Origin of the sequence: Burkholderia sp. Bp9015, from assembly GCF_003853505.1 — a bacterium.
Lineage (GTDB): Bacteria > Pseudomonadota > Gammaproteobacteria > Burkholderiales > Burkholderiaceae > Burkholderia.
In genome coordinates this window covers 230,482-246,912 of record NZ_QTPZ01000005.1, presented here as the reverse complement: position 1 = coordinate 246,912, position 16,431 = coordinate 230,482, and the positions used below count along the sequence as shown (strand labels likewise).

Annotated in this window: 18 protein-coding genes; 7 read left to right on the top strand and 11 right to left on the bottom strand. The window is 64.7% G+C overall.

What is annotated here, in order from left to right; translation table 11 throughout:
- Positions 1-15: 15 nt before the first annotated feature.
- Positions 16-828, top strand: a complete 813-nt coding sequence (locus tag DIE12_RS08510) for a DNA-binding transcriptional regulator (protein ID WP_124521533.1) — start codon at positions 16-18, stop codon at positions 826-828.
- Between the two features lie 186 nt (positions 829-1,014).
- Here the strand turns inward: DIE12_RS08510 and DIE12_RS08505 are convergent, their stop codons facing one another.
- The 5 genes from DIE12_RS08505 to DIE12_RS08485 form a co-directional block, all read right to left on the bottom strand.
- A complete protein-coding gene (locus DIE12_RS08505) occupies positions 1,015-2,142 on the bottom strand; it encodes an aminotransferase class V-fold PLP-dependent enzyme (RefSeq protein WP_124521531.1) in 1,128 nt (375 codons plus the stop codon).
- A 188-nt stretch (positions 2,143-2,330) separates the two neighbouring features.
- Positions 2,331-2,963 (bottom strand): LysE family translocator, encoded by a 633-nt coding sequence (locus tag DIE12_RS08500; RefSeq protein WP_124521529.1) that lies wholly within the window; start codon positions 2,961-2,963, stop codon positions 2,331-2,333.
- Positions 2,964-3,139: 176 nt separating this feature from the next.
- A complete protein-coding gene (locus tag DIE12_RS08495; protein WP_124521562.1) occupies positions 3,140-4,519 on the bottom strand; it encodes an epoxide hydrolase family protein in 1,380 nt (459 codons plus the stop codon).
- A gap of 180 nt (positions 4,520-4,699) precedes the next feature.
- Positions 4,700-5,692, bottom strand: coding sequence for a carbon-nitrogen hydrolase family protein (locus DIE12_RS08490; protein WP_044847772.1), 993 nt, complete (start codon positions 5,690-5,692; stop codon positions 4,700-4,702).
- A gap of 201 nt (positions 5,693-5,893) precedes the next feature.
- A complete protein-coding gene (locus DIE12_RS08485; RefSeq protein ID WP_044847771.1) occupies positions 5,894-6,931 on the bottom strand; it encodes a GlxA family transcriptional regulator in 1,038 nt (345 codons plus the stop codon).
- A 104-nt stretch (positions 6,932-7,035) separates the two neighbouring features.
- Here DIE12_RS08485 and DIE12_RS08480 point away from each other — a divergent pair, with 104 nt between their 5' ends.
- The 6 genes from DIE12_RS08480 to DIE12_RS08455 all read left to right on the top strand — a co-directional run bounded on the left by DIE12_RS08480 (position 7,036) and on the right by DIE12_RS08455 (position 13,079).
- Entirely contained in the window at positions 7,036-7,581 is a 546-nt protein-coding gene (locus DIE12_RS08480) for a tautomerase family protein (RefSeq protein ID WP_124521527.1), read from the top strand.
- A gap of 5 nt (positions 7,582-7,586) precedes the next feature.
- Positions 7,587-8,063 carry a hypothetical protein gene (locus DIE12_RS08475; protein ID WP_124521525.1) on the top strand — a complete coding sequence of 159 codons (477 nt, stop codon included), beginning with the start codon at positions 7,587-7,589 and terminating at the stop codon, positions 8,061-8,063.
- Between the two features lie 43 nt (positions 8,064-8,106).
- Positions 8,107-8,445, top strand: coding sequence for a muconolactone Delta-isomerase family protein (locus DIE12_RS08470; protein ID WP_124521523.1), 339 nt, complete (start codon positions 8,107-8,109; stop codon positions 8,443-8,445).
- Between the two features lie 82 nt (positions 8,446-8,527).
- On the top strand, positions 8,528-9,502 hold the full coding sequence (locus DIE12_RS08465) for an alpha/beta fold hydrolase (protein WP_124521521.1): 975 nt from the start codon (positions 8,528-8,530) through the stop codon (positions 9,500-9,502).
- A gap of 237 nt (positions 9,503-9,739) precedes the next feature.
- A complete protein-coding gene (locus tag DIE12_RS08460) occupies positions 9,740-11,527 on the top strand; it encodes a SulP family inorganic anion transporter (RefSeq protein WP_124521519.1) in 1,788 nt (595 codons plus the stop codon).
- Positions 11,528-11,552: 25 nt separating this feature from the next.
- A complete protein-coding gene (locus DIE12_RS08455; RefSeq protein ID WP_124521517.1) occupies positions 11,553-13,079 on the top strand; it encodes a CYTH and CHAD domain-containing protein in 1,527 nt (508 codons plus the stop codon).
- A gap of 37 nt (positions 13,080-13,116) precedes the next feature.
- Here DIE12_RS08455 and DIE12_RS08450 read toward each other — a convergent pair whose 3' ends face one another.
- The 6 genes from DIE12_RS08450 to DIE12_RS08425 all read right to left on the bottom strand — a co-directional run bounded on the left by DIE12_RS08450 (position 13,117) and on the right by DIE12_RS08425 (position 16,426).
- Entirely contained in the window at positions 13,117-13,494 is a 378-nt protein-coding gene (locus tag DIE12_RS08450) for a RidA family protein (protein ID WP_044847766.1), read from the bottom strand.
- Positions 13,495-13,627: 133 nt separating this feature from the next.
- Positions 13,628-14,110 carry a cytochrome c gene (locus tag DIE12_RS08445; protein WP_185500327.1) on the bottom strand — a complete coding sequence of 161 codons (483 nt, stop codon included), beginning with the start codon at positions 14,108-14,110 and terminating at the stop codon, positions 13,628-13,630.
- A gap of 41 nt (positions 14,111-14,151) precedes the next feature.
- Entirely contained in the window at positions 14,152-14,655 is a 504-nt protein-coding gene (locus tag DIE12_RS08440; protein ID WP_124521514.1) for a cytochrome c, read from the bottom strand.
- Positions 14,652-15,197, bottom strand: a complete 546-nt coding sequence (locus DIE12_RS08435) for a methylamine dehydrogenase light chain (RefSeq protein WP_044847763.1) — start codon at positions 15,195-15,197, stop codon at positions 14,652-14,654. Before DIE12_RS08435 ends, DIE12_RS08440 begins: the two co-directional genes overlap by 4 nt.
- 39 nt (positions 15,198-15,236) lie before the next feature.
- Positions 15,237-15,872, bottom strand: a complete 636-nt coding sequence (gene mauD, locus DIE12_RS08430) for a methylamine dehydrogenase accessory protein MauD (protein WP_124521512.1) — start codon at positions 15,870-15,872, stop codon at positions 15,237-15,239.
- Entirely contained in the window at positions 15,869-16,426 is a 558-nt protein-coding gene (locus DIE12_RS08425; RefSeq protein ID WP_124521510.1) for a MauE/DoxX family redox-associated membrane protein, read from the bottom strand. The genes mauD and DIE12_RS08425 overlap by 4 nt, the downstream gene beginning before the upstream one ends.
- Positions 16,427-16,431: the final 5 nt, after the last annotated feature.

Sequence of the window (16,431 nt, the reverse complement as noted above, 5' to 3'; positions counted from 1 at the left end):
CAATGGGATTTTTCCGTGACGACCTACACGAACGTGCGCGGACTGGCGCGCGGCCTCCAGGTACTGCGGGCTCTGAATGCGATGGAAAACGGACGCGCGACGAGTCAGCAGATCGCCGATCTGACCGGCCTGCATCGCACTACGGTGCGCCGCCTGCTCGAAACGTTGATGGAGGAAGGATTCGTGCGCCGCAGCACATCGGACGACAGCTTCCGCCTGACGCTCGCCGTGCGTTCCTTGAGCGAAGGCTTCACCGATACCGAGCGCATCGCCACCGTGGCGCCGCCGATCATGGGGCAGCTGCTGCAGCGCGTCGCGTGGCCATCCGATCTGACCACGCCCGATGGCGACGCGATGATCATCCGCGAGACGACGCACCGCTTCAGCCGGCTGTCGTTTCATCGCGCGATGGTAGGGCGGCGTTTGCCGATGTTGCTGACGGCTGCGGGCCGCGCCTACTTCGCCATGTGCCCCGATGAGGAGCGCGAGGATATTCTGGACCTGTTGCGCTCCGGCGCGGGCGGTGAAGAACAACAGGCGCTCGCGAGAAACGATACGCTCGTGCGCAAGCTGATCCGGCGTGTGCGCGAGGATGGTTTCGGATCGAATCACGGCGACTGGACCGCGCAGGCGAAAATCGGCGCGGTGGCAGTCGCGATCAGCGCGGACGAACGCGTGATCGCCAGTCTCAATGTCGTCTTCCTGTCGCGCGCGGTAAGTCTCGAAGATGCCACTCGCCGCTATGTGCCCGAGCTGCAAAAAGCAGCATTGGATATCGCCGAAGCATTGAGGCAGGAACCAGCAACGCGTCCCCGTGCATCAACGTAGGCACCTGGACCGGCTGAATGTCGTGAACGGAGCCGAACGGTCACGCAAATGACTATGTGCCGACCGCGCCGGACAATCGCGGCGGCATTCGGAAAACGCGGCGCATCGGTGACCCGTGATCGGATCGATCTCGTCACGTCATGCGCCGCAATTCATGCCTGGATCGGCGACGCGCTACAGAACGCGCTACAGCACCCGCTCCAGCGCACTCGCGAACCGCGCAACCGCCGCATCGACATCATTCAGCTTGTCCAGCCCGAACAAGCCGATCCGGAAAGTCTTGAAATCCGCCGGCTCATCGCATTGCAACGGCACGCCGGCCGCGATCTGCATGCCGACATCGGCGAATTTCTTGCCGGACCGGATATCGTCGTCATCGGTATAACAGACGACGACGCCCGGTGCCTCGAAGCCTTCGGCCGCGACACTCCGGAACCCCTTCTCGGCGAGCAACGCACGAATCCGCGTGCCGAGCTCCAGTTGTTCCGCCCTCACCTTGTCGAAGCCGTACGCGTCCGTTTCCTTGATCACGTCGCGCAGCGTCGCGAGGCTGTCCGTGGGCATCGTCGCGTGATACGCGAACCCGCCGTTTTCGTACGCTTCCATGATCTGCAGCCACTTGCGCAGATCGCACGCGAAACTGGTGCTCGTCGTCGCATCGATGCGCTCGCGGGCGAGCGCACCGAGCATCACCAGCGCACAGCCGGGCGACGCGCTCCAGCCCTTTTGCGGTGCGCTGATCAGCACGTCGACACCGCTCGCCTCCATGTCGACCCAGATCGTGCCGGACGCGATGCAATCGAGCACGAACATGCCGCCGACCGCATGCACGGCGTCGGCGACCGCACGCAGATACGCATCGGGCAGCATCATCCCCGACGCGGTTTCGACGTGCGGCGCGAACACCAGATCCGGCTTGTGCTCGCGAATCGCCGCAACGACTTCATCGATCGGCGCCGGCGCAAAGGCGGCCTGTCTGCCCGCTTCGACCGGACGCGCCTTCAGCACGATCGACTCGGACGGAATGCTGCCCATGTCGAAAATCTGCGACCAGCGGAAACTGAACCAGCCGTTGCGGATGACGAGGCACTTCCTGTTCGTCGCGAACTGCCGGGCCACGGCTTCCATGCCGAACGTCCCGCTGCCCGGGACGATTGCGACCGCCTTCGCGTTGTAGACCTTCTTCAGCGCAGCGGAAATGTCGCGCATCACGCCCTGGAAGCGCTGCGACATGTGATTGATCGACCGGTCGGTGTACACGACCGAGTATTCGAGAAGCCCGTCGCGGTCGACATCGGGAAGTAATCCTGGCACGTTCGCCTCCGGTAAAGGACATGGGATGAGCGCGAGCGGTGTTCATGAGCGGATGCCGCTGCGCCGATGCAACGCTGCTTTTCTCTGATAGACGAACGATTCTAACGAAAGCTGTCCGCTCGTTGGAAATTTCGGCGCTTGTCTCATGCACGGCACATCCGGTGTCGTGCGCGCGACGGGTAGCCGCGCTATGGACGCGATGCCAGCAACCTGATCCCAGCGACCCCGAATACGACGGCCAGACACCCGTCCAGTGCCTTGTGGGTTCGCATGTAGATCCTTCGAACCGGCTCCATGGAAAACAGCCATGCATAACCGGCGAACACGCCGCACCCAATGGCCGCACAACCCACGACCAGTGCACCTTGTGACTGCCGGGTGCCGCCGGACGACAGCGCAACGATCGAAACCCACACGAGGATCGCCTTCGGATTGATGAGATGAAGCATCGCACCGCGGCAATAGATGCTGGTCAACGTCGGCGTTCGCGCCGTTTCGGATACGGCGGGCGGCACCCGTCCGAGCGCATTGCGCGCCGACTTGAATGCAAGCCACAAGAGATACAGTCCGCCGAAAATCCTGATCGCGACGATGAACGGGGCATACGCGATCAGCGCAGCCGATACGCCCAGCACGGCCACACTCGCCCACAACATCGAACTCGACAGGACGCCAAGCGAGAACGTCAATGCCGCCTTTCGGCCGTGATTCGCCGCGATGGACATGATGGCGAGATTGCTCGGTCCGGGGCTCGCGGTACCGACGAAATAGATTGCATAGGCAAACAGCAGGTCGGTCGCGAGGTGGGCATTGGCCGTCATGTTCTGGATTCCGCAACGAAAAGTGGCCGGATGATCGGACACAGGCGCAGCCGGCGAAAGAGGCAATATCGCCATCTTCCGTTGAATTTCGGACAAGCCGGCGAGACCGCATCGATGCACGCTACCGCGCCGTTGTCGACGCGCTCCGCCGCAAACGAGGCGGAGCGCGTCGCCCGTCACGCGCGCAACGGTCTCAACCCGGCACGCACTTCATTCGCGAAGATCATCGGTTCTTCCCATGCCGCGAAGTGCCCGCCTGTTGCCGGTTTGTTGAAGTAAATCAGATTGTGATAAGCCCTCTCGGTCCAGCTCCGCGGCGCCTGGTAGTTTTCCCCCGGAAACGCGCTCACCGCCGCCGGCACGCCGACGTCGGCCGCTAGGAAGAAGTTCGCATGCGATTCCCAGTAGAAACGCGCCGCCGAGACGCCCGTGTTCGTGAGCCAGTAAAGCGTGATGTCGTCGAGCACGTCGTCCCGTGTCAGCGCGCCGGCCGAGTGGCCGTTGACCGGGCGACCCTGCACGGCCGCGCTCAGCGCTGCCGCCGGCTGGCCGTAACCGTCTCCGTGGTCGAGCAGCCACGAAGCCAGCGCGACGGGCGAATCGGCGAGTCCGTACAACGTCTGCGGGCGCGTACCCATTTCAATCGCGTAACCGCGCTTCCTCTTGAAATTGGCGCTCAGCTGTTCATATGCGTGCCGCTCTTCGTCCGACAAGCCGGCAGGTGCGGGATCGCCGGCCGTCAGCGACTTCAGAATTTCCGCCGGCACGGACGCCGGGAAATTCACATGAATGCCCATCAACTCAGGCGGCGCCTGTTTCGCCATGATGTTCGTGACGATGCCGCCGAGGTCCCCGCCCTGCGAAGCAAAGCGCGCGTAGCCGAGCCGTTTCATCAGCGTCACCCATGCGCGCGCCGTGCGCTCCGGCCCCCATCCCGTCGTCGTGGGTCGCGCCGAAAAACCATAGCCGGGCAGCGACGGAATCACGAGATGGAACGCATCCGACGCCGGCGCGCCGTACGCAGTCGGATCGACGAGCGGCGCGATGATCTTGAACTGCTCGATGATCGAGCCGGGCCAGCCGTGGGTCACGATCAACGGCATCGCATTCTCGTGCTTCGAACGCACATGGATGAAGTGGATGTCGAGGCCATCGATTTCGGTCACGAATTGCGGGTACGCATTCAGCGTCGCTTCGCACTTGCGCCAGTCGTAGTCGCTCGCCCAATACCGCGCGAGCGCCTGAATGGTCGCAAGCTGAATGCCCTGCGACTCGTCGGCCACGGTCTCGCGGTCCGGCCAACGCGTCGCGTTGATGCGCTGCCGCATGTCGGCGAGCTGCGCGTCGGGCACATGCACCCGGAATGGCCGGATCGCCGATCTGTCGCCGCGTGCGGGTTCCGCGGTGCCGATTGCCGGGCTGGTCTGCGCGAGCGCCAGGCGGCTCAGCGAGCCGGCCGCCAGTGCGGCGGCCGCGATACCGACAAAGCGCCGGCGCGACAACGACGTCGTCACGTTGCGACCGGCACCGGCAGGCGCGCTTTCGGCGCCCGACATCAGGAGCGGCCGATCATCGGCAGCGTTCGTTTTCATATCACACACCTTTCAAGGAAAGATTTCATCGCACCCTTACATGCATATGCACATGTTGCGATCAAGAAAATGCGCGTTCATGCGACGACTGCCGGCCCCGATCGGCAAGCCGAATGTTCGGCAACGGCCGGGCAAGCCCGCGCATCACGCAGCCGCGGCACGCCAATCGTCCGCGCCCGCGTCATATCCGGCCACCGGCTGCGCGACGCGTTCGTGAACATGCGCGGTCGGCGTACGGTCGATCATCAGGCTCAGCAATTCCGAGCGGTTATAGTGACCGGCCGCGTCCATCAGCATCTTGCGACGGTCGATCAGCGAGAAGTCCAGATCGACGATGACCTCGCCCTCGCCCGATCGAAGCGGCTCGGCCATCAACATGCCGTCGGGCGACACGATCGTCGTGAAGCAGCCGCCCGAGATCGGGCCGATCGCGCAGCCGGTGTCCTTCATGATTTGCGCCTGCTGGTCGGCATCCAGCCACGCCGTTGCATTGACGACGAACGCGCCGGACTCGAGCGCATGCTGCCGGATGTTGATCTCCATGCGCTGCGCGAAGCCTTCCCCGAAGGCCGAACCCGGATACATCGCCGAATGAATCTGCTCGCCGTCGGCGATCATCGCGTAGCGCGCGAGCGGATTGTTGTGCTCGAAACACGCGAGCTGCCCGATACGGCCGACGGCGCTGTCGACCGCCCGCAGCCCCGATCCGTCGCCCTGCCCCCAAACCATGCGCTCGAAGTGCGTCGGCGTGATCTTGCGACGGCGCTGGATCAGTTGCCCGTCCGCGTCGAACAGCAATTGCGCGTTGTACAGCGTGCCGCCGTCGCGCTCGTTGACGCCGATGGACACGACCATGCCGGCCTTGCGTGCTGCTTCGCCGATCGCATCGGTCGCGGCGGACGGCACGGTGACGGCCTGTTCCAGCAGCCGAAGATGCTCGGTACCGGACAGCAGTTCGATGCCCGTCTGAACGGCCGCGAAATACGGGTAATAGGGGACGACCGTTTCGGGAAAAGTGGCGAATTGCACACCTTGCCGGCCAAGGTCGTGGATCTTCTCCACGACCTTGGCGACGGTGGCTTCACGACTGTAGAGCACCGGGCTGAACTGGACAGCGGCGGCCTTGACGACTTTCATGACACACTCCTTGGACAATGCGCGGTGCGGCACTCCGCTCGCGACTGGCGCATTGGAGCAGGCGAACGTATCCCGTTCTTGTCGGAAAGTCGGCGATGTGTATGCGTACGTATCCGCGTCTGTTGCAGATACTTCGGGATACAAATGGAGCACCAGGAGCGGCGCGATTCCATTGCGATCGGCAACGCGACGTCGCGACGCTCAATCGCGCCGATCGCGTGGTTCGGCTTGCACGCTCTTTGCCGCAGCACGCGAGAACTGCACTTGATATTCGCTCGGCGACAACCCCGTCTTGCGCTTGAACAGTTGCCGGAACGTACTGACATCGCTGTAACCGACGCGCTGACTCACGTCCTCGAGCCCGATCGGCCGTGTTTCCAGCAGACGTTTCGCAACCTCGACCCGCAGATTCTGCAGATACGTCAACGGCGCGAGGCCGACCGCTTCCTTGAAGCGACGATTGAGCGTACGTTCGCTGACGGCAAGCGATGCCGCCAGATCGCCGAGCCGGAATCCTTGCTGCAATGTCGCTTCCATCCGCTGCTGAGCGCGCGCCACGAGCGTGTCGGTATGCCCGTGTTCGTCGAGAAGCGTGGCAAAGGAGGCCTGCGACGTCCGGTTCATGTCGATCAACAGCGCCTTCGCGGTCATCGTCGCGAGTTCTCCGCCGGCGCAGGCTTCGACGAGATGCACGGCGAGGTTCAGATAGGACGTGACGGAGCCGCCCGAGATGATCCCGTCTTGCGCGAGCAGCAGCTCGTTCGCGCGGACTTCGACACGCGGATAGCGGCGCGCGAAATCCGCTGCTCTCGCCCAGTGCGTCGTCGCGACGCGGCCATCCAGCAGGCCCGCCTCGGCAAGCAGGTAATTCGCCGTGCAATACGCGGCGAGCATCGCGCCTGCCTTGTGTTGACGCCGCAGTGCGGAAGTCAGTTCGCTCAACTGCTCGCGATGCCCGAGGAACTCGTCGATCCGCGAAAAGAAAGGCGCCGTCAGCAGCACGGCGTCGGCTCGTTTGCGCGGGTCGATCTTGCCGTCGACCGGAATGATCTGACCTGACGCCGCCTTCACCGGTTGCCCGTCGAGCGACTCCACGCGCCATGCGAACAACGGCGCGGACGACGCGCCCGGTTCCGCCCGGCGCGCATGAAACTGATTTGCAGCGCTGAAGACATCGACCGGGCCCGCGACGCCGGACGCCAGGATTCCGTCATAGACCCAGATGCGGATGATCGCCATTGCGTGTCCGAATTTCCTTGAATAGTGGCGATGCTGCCACTTTCCTGCGCCCGCGTAAACCGCGACGATGGCGCCATCCGATCAACCGAAAACAGGAGCATCCCATGCCGATGATCGATGCGATGTGGCCCGACCACGCACTGACGCCCGATGCTGAAGCCCGCCTCATCAGGGAACTGACCGATATCCTCATCGAAGCAGAAGGGTACGATCCCGCGAGCCCGCTCGTTCAGCGCGTGACCGTATTCCATCTGCACCGGCCGGCCGCGATCTACATCGGCGGCGAACGTACCGATACGGTGCGCTACCGGATCATTCCTTCGGTTCCCGAAGGGCAATACACCGACGAATCGCGCCGCTCGCTCGTCCGACGCGTCACGGAAGCCGTGGCACGCGCGGAAGGCCGGCCGTTCGACGATGTCGCACCGCGCGTCTGGATCTTTCCGACCGAGATACCGGACGGTGCGTGGGGAACGCGCGGCGCGATCTGGACGCTGCCCGATATCCACGCGCTGCTCGCGGGCGAACCGGAGCGCGACGCGGGCGCCGAGCGCCTTGCGCGACGGCGCCGAGAAAAGGCACGCGTTGCGCTCGCGGCAGCGCTCGATGCCGCAAACGCAGGTGTCACGCGCAACGCGTGCAAGGAGTAACCGCCATGAAATTCAACGACACGGCCCCGATGATGGCACCAGCCGACGGTCCACCGCGGTGGCTGGCGCGCCTGGCCGAAAACGCGACGCTGGAAGCCACCGTGCTGAAGCGCCCGATCGACGGGCGAGCCGACATTCTCTCGGTGATCAAGCACGCGGTCTCGCTCTACGAGTTCCAGCAGCATGCTTACAAAGGCATGATCGGCAACGAACTTTATCTGGAATCCTATCGTTCACGTATCAATGGCGTGCCGATCGAGACGGTGGTCGTCGCCCATATGAACGAGCAAGGCGATACGGATTCCGTCGTCATCAATCATCGACCGCTCGATGCCGCACTACTCTTCTCGCAATTGATGCGCGAGCGCGTGGACGAGCGCTTTCGCGCGTGTTATCTATCGGAACGGGAAGCCGCCGCGCTCAATGCGGCAGCCGTCCCGCCACCGGGCCCGGGGCCGCAGGATGAAACGCCTTCTTCTTGATTTGACGGCAGCTTGCTTGCTGCTCGCTTTCGCAGGAGTCTCCATGGCACATTCCGCTGCGTTGCCGACCACGCCCATCACGAAGATACTGGCGATCGGTACGTTTCCTCCCGGCACGGACATGCAGCACGTCCAGACCATTCTTCCGACCGAAGTCCGCGAGACGACACAGCTGTATCTCGCGGGCAAGATCGATCAGTGGTATTCCCTGCAGGACCGGCCCGCGGTCGCGTTCGTCCTGAACGTGACGGACACGGGTGAAGCGCATGAAATGCTGGAACGACTCCCGTTGGGGAAGGCTCACCTCATGACGTTCACGCTGCTCCCGATCGGCCCGCTCAAGCCATTGAGCAAGCTCTTGAATCCTCCGGCGGCTCAGTAGAAACCCCTGCACCCCGCCATCTTTCGAAACAGCGAAGCGCACCGTGTGCCGCGCGATGTCGCACCGAACGAGATCCTCGATCATGACTCGACCCGTAACGAAAACACCCGCCTCTCCCGCCGCCGCTGCGGGTTCTTCAACGTGCCCGACCGTGCCGGCGCCATCGTCGCCGGAACCCACGGTCGATGTCGGCGACGTGCAGGTCGATGCCGACATCACGCTGCGCCGCATGGTCTACCGCCCCGCACGATCGAAGGGCATCGTGCTGTTCCTGCACGGCTTCCCCGAGACGATGTATGCGTGGAAGCCGATTGCCGAATCACTGTCCTCCGACTACGAGGTGCATGCGTTCGACTGGCCAGGCTACGGGCAATCGTCGCGTCCGCGCGCCGATCGCTTTTCGTACGCGCCGAGCGACTATGCCCGTGTGCTGCGAGACTACATCCGTACGTCGGGCATCGATGGTTCGAGACTGTTGATTTATGCGACGGATATCGGTGCGCTTCCGGCGCTGCTGGCAGCGTTGGAACAACCGGATATCGCGCGGGAAATCATCGTTGGCGACTTTGCCCCGTTCAACCGGCCGCAATATATGTACGAAAGCCTGCAAGGCCTGAAGTCGAAGCCTTCATCGGATATCGTGCGCGCCGCCATGAACAGGAATCGCGACGAAATCCTCGCAAACACGTTCTTCCGGGGCATGGAGGATGACGAGCGCTACACGTTGCCCGAGGAATTCATGGACGACGTGGCGAAGGGATGGGACGGTGACTTGACCGCGGCCGACGCCTTTTTCCACTACTACGCATGCTTCACCCGGGATCAGGACTACTTCGAAGCCAATATGGCAAAGCTGAAAGTCCCCGTTAAGGTTGTGTGGGGCGGGAAGGACATCTATATCAAGAAGGAAATGGGCATCGAGTACGCGGACCGAAACGGGGTGAACATTTCGATTCTTCCGGAACTGGGCCACTTTCCGCATCTGCAGGCGCCCGCCCGGACGGCGAACGAAGTTCGGGCTTCGTTCGGCGAGGCGAGCGATCGCGCGACCAAGTAGCGGACAACGGGGGACGACTCCGCTCCCGCCGGGCGATTCAATCGCACCGCCGATCACTTCGGCCATCGCCAGCCGGGATCGGACCGGCATTCGGCGAAGTAGCCGGACCGTCAGGCCGACGCGTCGAAACGCAACATCGTGAAACCGGGCTTGCGCTCCGAGGGCACGGGAACATAATCTTTAACGATACCGGCGGACGTAACGAACGATTCCGCCCGGGTTCCCTGACGTCCTGCGATGAACATCAAAAGCCGTGCCCACCAGCACACGGCCCGCCCGCCCCGCAAGCCCGATGCCGGCCTGCTGCGGTGGATCAACGGACTCGCCGCGGCGCGCACGTATCGATTGCATTGGCTGCCGCACGATCTGCTTGCCGGCGTCACGCTCAGTGCCGTGCTCGTGCCCGCCGGCATGGCGTACGCGAACGCAGCGGGCCTGCCCGCCGTCAACGGGCTCTATGCGTCGCTTGCCGCGATGCTCGCGTACGCGCTCTTCGGCCCCAGCCGCATCCTCGTGCTCGGCCCCGACTCCGCGCTGGTTGCGCTGATTGCCGCAAGCATCACGCCGCTTGCTCACGGCGATGCCGCGCATGCGCTGGCCCTTGCCGGCGCGCTCGCGATACTCGCGGGCGCGATCTGCATCGCGGTCGGGGTGCTCAGGCTCGGATTCGTCACCGAGCTGCTGTCGCTACCCATCCGGTACGGTTTTCTGAACGGCATCATGCTGACGATCAGCATCGGACAATTGCCCAAGCTCCTCGGCTACAAGGGCAACGGCGAATCGTTCATCGAGCAGGTGCGCGACGTGGTCGCCGGCATCGCGGCATCGAAGGTGAACGCAACGTCGTTCGCACTCGGTGTCGCCGCGCTCGCGCTGATACTCGCGTGCAAACGGCTCTGGCCCAGGATGCCGGGTGTGCTGCTCGCCGTGGCGGGCGCGACGGCGGTGGTGATGTGGTTCGATCTGTCGACGCGCGCCGGCGTTGCAACCGTCGGTGCGGTCCCGCAAGGCCTGCCGGTGCCGCGCATCCCCGACGTGAGCTTCGACGACTGGCTGCATCTCGCGGGCAGCGCAGCGGCGATCGCGCTCGTTTCGTTCACGGATATCAGCGTGCTGTCCCGCACCTACGAACTGCGCAACGACACCAGCGTGGACCGGAATCACGAATGCATCGCGCTCGGGCTGTCGAACCTCGCCGCCGGCCTGATGCAAGGGTTCGCGGTGAGCGCGAGCGGCTCACGCACGCCCGTCGCGGAAGCGGCGGGCGCGAAGACGCAGGCGACGGGCGTGGTGGCTGCCGCGGTCGTTGCCGCACTGCTGCTGTTCGCGCCGCGCGCGCTTGCGCACACGCCACAATCCGCGCTGGCCGCCGTCGTGATCGCGGCATGCGTGAACATGATCGAGGTGCGCGGCGTCGTGCGGCTTTATCGGCTCCGCAAAAGCGAGTTCGTGCAGGCGGTGGCGTGCTTCGTCGGCGTTGCAGCCGTCGGGGTCGTGAACGGCATTGCGCTGGCACTGCTGCTCACCGTGCTGTCGTTTCTATGGCGCGCGTGGCGGCCTTACGATGCCGTGCTCGGGCGGGTCGACGGCACGAAGGGCTATCACGACGTGTCGCGCCATCCGGACGCGCGGCGCGTGCCCGGGCTCGTGCTGCTGCGCTGGGATGCGCCGCTCTTTTTCGCGAATGGCGAAATCTTTCGGGAACGGGTGTTGCGCGCGGTCGATGAATCGCCGGAGCCGGCACGCTGGATCGTCATCGCGGCGGAGCCCGTGACCGACATCGACCTCACGGCTGCCGATGTCCTCGAACGGCTGCATCTTGAACTTGCCGCGCGGCAGGTCAAGCTGGTCTTCGCGGAGCTGAAAGGCCCCGTCAAGGACAGCCTCAAACATTACGGCATGTACAGCATGTTCGGCGACGACAACTTCTTTCCGACGATCGGCGCAGCGGTAAGCCGTTATGTGGACATGCATCGAATCGAGTGGCACGACTGGGAAGACTCCCGGGGATCGGCGGGGAACTGATGGTCGGCAACATATCGGAGGCGGTATGGAACGAGAGCTGAAGCTGCGGGTTTCCGCAAAGAACCTCGACAAGTTGCGCCACGCGCCGTTGCTTGCGCCGTCCAACGGCGCCGGTGCGACTCAACAGCTGACGAGCACGTACTTCGACACTGCCACGCTCGCATTTCACCGGTGCGCGGCTTCCCTGCGGGTGCGTGCGGCCGGCAACCACAGAGTCCAGACGTTGAAACTGGAAGGATCGGCCCGGGCCGGCCTGTTCGAGCGGGACGAATTCGAGACGCCCGTCGACGGCGACGTCCCCGATCTGACACGGCTGCGGGACACGCTCCCCGATGACACCGAGTGTGGCCGCCTGGTTCGCGACCAGGCCACGGCACCGGATCTTCAGCCCGTGTTCGTCACGCGGATCAAGCGGCGGGTTCTACCGCTGCGCCTGCCTTCCGGCGACGAAGTCGAGGTCGCGCTCGACAAGGGGACGGTCGACGCGGATTCGAAGTCGGTCCCGATCGCCGCGATCGAACTGGAACTGAAACGCGGCCGCCCCGAAAACCTGTACGGCATCGCACTGGAATTGCTCGACATCGCGCCATTGCGCATCGATCACGAGAGCAAGGCCGATCTCGGGTACGGGCTGCTCGTCGCCGAGCACCAGCCGGCCGTCAAGGCGCGACCGGTGCAGTTGAAGAAGCGCGATTCGATCGAAGACGCGTTCTGCCGGATCGTGCGCAACTGCCTGGACCAGATCCGCGCCAACGAACGCGGTGTCGAGTCCGGCCATGATCCGTCGAGCGTGCATCAGATGCGGGTGGGGCTGCGTCGCCTGCGTTCGGCGCTCGACCTGTTCGCGAAAGTGATTCCCGCGTATCCCGGCCTTGACGACGAACTGCGCTGGATCGCCGGCGAGCTCGGCGCCGCGCGCGACTGGGAAGTACTTGCCGGAGCGACGCTCGACCATGCCGGCACGAACGGCAATCCGGACGAGATCCGTCCAGTGCGGAACGCCTGCAAGCGCATTGCCGCCCTCAATCGCCAGCGCGCGGCTTCCGCAGTCGGATCGGTTCGCTACACGCGGCTCGCGTTACAGCTCGCGTCATGGGTGAACCGAAAGGGCTGGCGGGACGGGATGCCTGACGAACGGCGCGATGCCATCATGCAGCCGGCGAGTCCGTTTGCTCACGAAGTTCTGCGTCGCCGGCACCGGAAACTGATCAAACGCGGCAAGAGGCTGGCCGATCTCGACGATCACCGGCGTCACCGTGCGCGCATCGCGGCGAAGAAAGTCCGGTACGCCACCGAATTTTTCGCGTCGCTGTGCCGCAAGCAAGCCGTCCGCTCGTACGTCGACGCGCTGTCCGAACTTCAGGATGATCTGGGCTGGCGTAACGATGCCGTGGTCGCCGAGCAGTTTCTGAAAGCGCTGCCTCGCACGTCACCCGACGCCGCGCCGGGTGCGGGCTTTGCTCGCGGCTTTCTGGCCGCGCGCGCCGCGGCCGATCATCAGACGTTGAAGCAGCTGTGGAGCCGCTTCAAACGGCTGTCGCCGCCGCACTGAAGCGGCACGCGGCCGCATCGACGTGGCGCGATGGCACTCAGGGCTTGCACGCGATCGCCTCGATCTCGATCCTGGTGCCGACCATGTTCGTCGCCTGCAACGTCGAGCGTGACGGCTTGTTCTCGGGGAAGAACTCCGCATAGACGCGATTGAATTCGGCGAAGTCGCGCGCGTCTTCGAGCCAGACGGTGGTTTTCACGACGTCGCCGAGCGTGCATCCTGCCAGCGCGAGTACGTGTGCGACGTTCTTCAACGTCTGACGTGTCTGCGCTTCGATCCCGCCGGCAACGATGCTGCCGTCTTCGTTTCTCGCCACCTGACCGGATACGAATACCAGATCGCCGGCTTTGGTCGCCAACGATCGAGGCAGGTTTCGCGTGACGGGGTTGCTTTCTGCGAAGTATTCGATTGCCATTTGAACCTCCGTTCGATCCGCCTGGCGCCTGCGCCGGCCAATGACGACGAGCGTAGCGCGGAACCCGCGCGCTGCCAATCCGGTGTTCGCGACCGAAGCGCCGCGACATGCTGCGTCGCCCCGTCGTCGCCAATCAATAGCGCTCGGACACACCGTCGATCCCGCGCTCGTGCAATTCGCGCACGAGCCTCGCACGCACCGTCGCGACATCGGAAAACGCGGGCCGTCGACGCGCGGCGATTTCGTCAGCCGTATAAGGCTTGAAATCGCGCGGCAGCGCATCGCGATTCATCGTCGTGAGCACCCAGTTCAGTACGTCGGCGAGATCCTGGTCCGACAGCGCCGAGTTCGACGCGCCGGGCACGCGCATCACATATTCGCGCCCGGCCGGCAGATGCGTGAAATAGCCGAGCGAGTTCGCGAGCGGCGGCACCTTGCCCGGAATGCCGCCGCCCGTCGCCGTGTGGCAGCCCATGCAGTTGAGGACCCAGTGCTGCCGCGCGAGCGTGGCGTCGGCCGCGCCGTCGGCATGCGCGGGAGCTGCAATCGCACATGTCGCGACAGCAATCACCAGCGCCGAAGACAGACGGCGTGTCACGAACGAGCCGATCCGCAACGCCGCCGTACGCCCGCCGCGACGCCGAATGCCGGCCGCATTCACAGCCCCAGCCCCTTCGTCACGATCGCACGCTGCGCGTGAACGGCCGTGCCGTCCATCTCCTTCGCCCGCGCCGCGCGAATGTCGGCTGCCGTGAACGGCTTCGCGTCGCCGTGCCGGTCGTTGAGATCGAACACGACGTAGTTGAGCACGTTCGCGATGTCGTCATCGCTCGCGCTCGCGAACGACGGCATCTTGAAGTTGTAACGCTTTTCGTGCACCTCGATCTCGCCGAACATCCCGTGCAACAGCGTCGCGACGAGTTGCGCGCGGCCCGCGTCGGCCGTCGCGTACTTGCCCGGATACTCGGTCAGCGGCGGCGCGAGGCCGTCCTGCCCCTTGCCGCCCGCCTGGTGGCACACCGCGCACTGCGCGTCGAACAGGCTCTTGCCCGCCGGGTAATGAACGGCCTGCTGCGCACCGGCCTCGTCCGGCAGCATCAGAAACCCGGCGGCAGCCGCCACGCACGCGGCCACGATCTTTCCAGCTTGCTTCACTTTCATTGCTTTGCCGCTCCCAGCAGGACCGAAACCGAACAGTGGTAATTCGAATTACCGTTCGCCATGCACCAGTTGATGTCGTTGTTCAGCGACAGCTTGTACAGCGGCTTCTCGCGCTCGTTGCGGTTGCAGAAGCACTTGCCGCAAGACGTCTTGCCGCAGCAGTCGTTGTACGACACGATGTAGTCCGAACCGTCGTGCGGATTGCGGCAGGTGCCGATCCACGTGATCGGCGACGGTGTGGTGCCCGGCGGGCAGCTGCTCGACGTACCACCGCAGCAGCTGCACAGCCAGCCGTCGATCGCGCAGTATTTCCAGTAGTCGCAGCTCATCGGATCGTCGCTCGCGCCCGATGCGGCGGCACCGGACGCCGCCGATGCACCCGAGGCCGCGTCGGCCGCATACGCGGTTCGATCGACGGGCAACAGCGGCAGCATCGCCGATCCCACCAGCACCTTGCCGAGCTTCGCCATCGCGCTGCGCCGCGAACTATGCTGCGCGACGCCACGCGCCGACCGTTCGAACCATGAATCAAACAGGCCCATTCCGTTGTTCTCCGTTGACGTTGAAGGAAGGTCGGCCGATCACGCGTGCTGCGCGTGCTCTTGATGGCCGTCGTGGTCGTGATCGCCGTGCACGAACTGCTGCAGCGATGCGACGCCACGCTCTTTCGCTTCGAACAGGCTCTCGAGATGCTCGCGCGTATTGACGAGCCCCTTCGCGCGCACGGTGCCGGCGTCGTCGAGCAGCACCGCGTACGGCAGCTTGCCGATCTGGTACGCAAGGCCGAGCTCCTGCGACAGCACGTACGGGAAGCGCGCGAGGTCGTGCTTCTGCGCGAAGCGCGCGTGTTCGTCGGGATCGCCGTCGCTCGCGAGCACGATGTTCACCGGCGTCGACTCGCTCGCCTGCAGCGACGGCAACAGCGGCAGCAGCTTCTTGCAGACCGGGCACGTCGGCGACAGGAAGAACAGCAGCGTCGCCTTGCCCGCTGCGTCGATGCCGCCGACCTTCACCTGCGAGCCGCGAATGTCGGTCAGCTCGAAGGCGGGCGCGATCGCGCCGACCGCCGGCCCCTTGTCGATCATCAGTGCGCCGGCCGGCATGATGCGTTCGTACAGGATGCCGATCTGGCGCACGAGCGCGAGGCAGATCGCGCCGAGCGCGAGCACGGCGACCCACAGCAAGGCGGTGGAAACGGTGAGAGCGGTTTGCATCATGAATTCCTCAGGTGGGAAAGGCGCGGTACGTTGGCGAGCAGCACGTCGACGGTGAGCAGCGCGCAGACGATCAGCAGCACGGAAGAGAACAGCGTCAGGTAGTCGAACCACACGACCGCGCGGCTGCCCGGCTCGACGAGCGCGGTTGCGGCCAGCACGACGAGCAGCAGCACGCGCGCGACATGCAGCCAGCCGATGCCGCGCGGCGCATCCGTGCGCGCGGCCGCGGCAATACCGGAACAGCCGCAGTCGATGTCGGTGTGGCCGCGCAGGATGTTGATCGTCATGCCGGCCGCGAACACGAGCAGCAATGCGATCAGGCCGAGCGCGCCGGTCATGCGTGTATCGGGAAACAGCAACGCCGAGGCGCAGACGGCTTCGGCGAGCGGAATCGCGAACGCGGCGGGCGCGGTGAGCGCATCGGGCAGCAGGCGATAGCCGGCGAGCGCCTGGCGGAACGCGGCCGGCCGGCGCATCTTCGCGAAGGCGCCGAGCAACACGACGACGGCCGCGCCGGCCTGCGCGCTGGTGGCGAGTACGGGATCGAGCGTCATCGCGA